This is a genomic window from Anaerophaga thermohalophila str. Valhall (assembly GCF_000250735.1).
Lineage (GTDB): Bacteria > Bacteroidota > Bacteroidia > Bacteroidales > Marinilabiliaceae > Anaerophaga > Anaerophaga thermohalophila_A.
This window is the reverse complement of sequence record NZ_AHZV01000270.1, coordinates 1-1,788: the sequence shown is the minus strand read 5'-3', so window position 1 is coordinate 1,788 and position 1,788 is coordinate 1. Positions and strand designations below refer to the sequence as shown.

Sequence of the window (1,788 nt, the reverse complement as noted above, 5' to 3'; positions counted from 1 at the left end):
TTAAATGAACAAATGTTCACTTTGCATTTAAAATGATTAGAACGGCAGTTAGCAAGTGATAATTTGAACGACATGGAAAGGAATTATGGGATATATTCTGAATATCAATTTGCAACGTACTTAGAATAATTGTTGTTCTGATTTTACCGGAAGTTGAATCTTTTAAAATGATAATTATGCCAGCAGGTGACAGAACCGGACCAATGGGACAAGGTCCCCGCTCCGGAAGAGGAAAAGGCCTTTGTAGTGGAAATGATACTCCTGGCTTTGAAAACGATGAAAACCGTCGCAGGGCCGGGCGTACCGGGAATGGTTCTGCAACAGGCAGAGGTCGTGGGCCTGGTCGAGGCCGGGGATTTGGAAGACGTTAAAATGATAGTGTTTTCTTTGTGATTGATTGCAGCCGGCCGGTTTTGTTTTGATAGCGTTTTGTCAAGACGGCCGGTTGCTTTTAGTCGTTTAGTCTTACACACAAATAAAAATATATGGAGCAAAAAATTGCAATTCCTGTTGTAAATGGGCTTTTGAGTGCTCATTTTGGGCATTGTCAGTATTTTTTAATTGCTGACGTGGTTGATGGAGAAATAAAACAAATAACTGAAGAGGTACCTCCACCGCATGAGCCGGGCATAATACCACGCTGGCTGAGCAGTAAAGGTGTTAATACAGTTTTGGTAGGCGGAATCGGGCAAAAAGCTGTAGCCTTGTTCAGACAATTTGGCGTGACACCGGTGATTGGCGTCCCTGAAAAAGATCCACGGGAATTGATAGAAGATTTTTTGAGCGATAAACTGGTTACCGGTGCTAATCAGTGTAGTCATTAAACCTTTGATATGATTGATGTTAATTGTGTACCCTGTTTTCAGAAACAGGCAGCACGTTTATTTGAAAAATATAATATTCCTGAAGAGCGTAGAGAAGTACTTTCAGAGAGATTTAATGACTTTCTTTCAAAAGATGGTTTGGATAAACCTTCACCGTTGAGTGCTCAGTACCTGAATGTCCTTATGAAAAAGGAAACCGGCATTGATGACCTTTATCTTAAGGAGAAGTCGTATTATAATAAGCTGCTGATGCAGCGATATCAGGCGTTGAAGAACGATGTTGAATCGAGTAAACATCCTGCCATGATGGCACTGAAGTATGCTCTGGCAGGTAATATTATTGATTTTGGCCCGCCTCATCGCTTCGATCTTGAAAAGACATTTTCAGAAGCTCTTGAGAAAAAGATAGCTGTTAATGATTCAGAGGCGCTGTTTAAGGAAATAAGGCATGCCGGAACCGTTTTGTATCTGGGCGATAATGCAGGCGAGATTGTAACAGATAAGTTGTTTATTGAAACACTTGCTCATCCCAATGTTATATTTACAGTTCGTGGTGCTTCTGTCCTGAACGATGTTACTTATGCCGATGCCAGGGAGGTTGGTATGCAGGAAGTTGCTACGGTTATTGATAATGGTTTTGATGCGCCATCCACTTTGCCGGAATATTGCTCTGATGAATTCAGGGAAATCTTTAACTCGGCAGATGTAGTGATTTCTAAGGGACAGGGGAATTTTGAAGGACTGTACGGGCAGGTTGAAAGGAAGAATATTTTTTTCCTTTTTATGGTTAAGTGTGAGGAAATTGCACGTGTTACGGGCAGAAATGTAGGCGATGCAGTGATTATGAAACGAGCATGATAAGGTTATCACAAAAGGAAAAAAATAAATTTTTTCATGCAAATTCACCAAACCTGAATATTAACCTACATTATTCATAAATTATCTATTACGATGCTCAACTATC

3 protein-coding genes are annotated in these 1,788 nt (G+C 40.4%); all 3 read left to right on the top strand.

Going from position 1 to position 1,788, the window contains the following annotated elements; all coding sequences use genetic code 11:
• Nucleotides 1-167 precede the first annotated feature (167 nt).
• Nucleotides 168-371 carry a DUF5320 domain-containing protein gene (locus OQ5_RS0114465; RefSeq protein WP_369688200.1) on the top strand — a complete coding sequence of 68 codons (204 nt, stop codon included), beginning with the start codon at nucleotides 168-170 and terminating at the stop codon, nucleotides 369-371.
• 114 nt (nucleotides 372-485) lie between these two features.
• On the top strand, nucleotides 486-824 hold the full coding sequence (locus OQ5_RS0114460; protein WP_016778173.1) for a NifB/NifX family molybdenum-iron cluster-binding protein: 339 nt from the start codon (nucleotides 486-488) through the stop codon (nucleotides 822-824).
• A 9-nt stretch (nucleotides 825-833) separates the two neighbouring features.
• Entirely contained in the window at nucleotides 834-1,682 is an 849-nt protein-coding gene (locus OQ5_RS0114455; RefSeq protein ID WP_016778172.1) for a damage-control phosphatase ARMT1 family protein, read from the top strand.
• Nucleotides 1,683-1,788: the final 106 nt, after the last annotated feature.

Excerpts from the sequence above, each read along its gene's own strand:
- OQ5_RS0114465 (WP_369688200.1), top strand. The coding sequence starts at position 168 with ATGATAATTATGCCAGCAGGTGACAGAACCGGACCAATGGGACAAGGT.
- OQ5_RS0114460 (WP_016778173.1), top strand. The coding sequence starts at position 486 with ATGGAGCAAAAAATTGCAATTCCTGTTGTAAATGGGCTTTTGAGTGCT.
- OQ5_RS0114455 (WP_016778172.1), top strand. The coding sequence starts at position 834 with ATGATTGATGTTAATTGTGTACCCTGTTTTCAGAAACAGGCAGCACGT.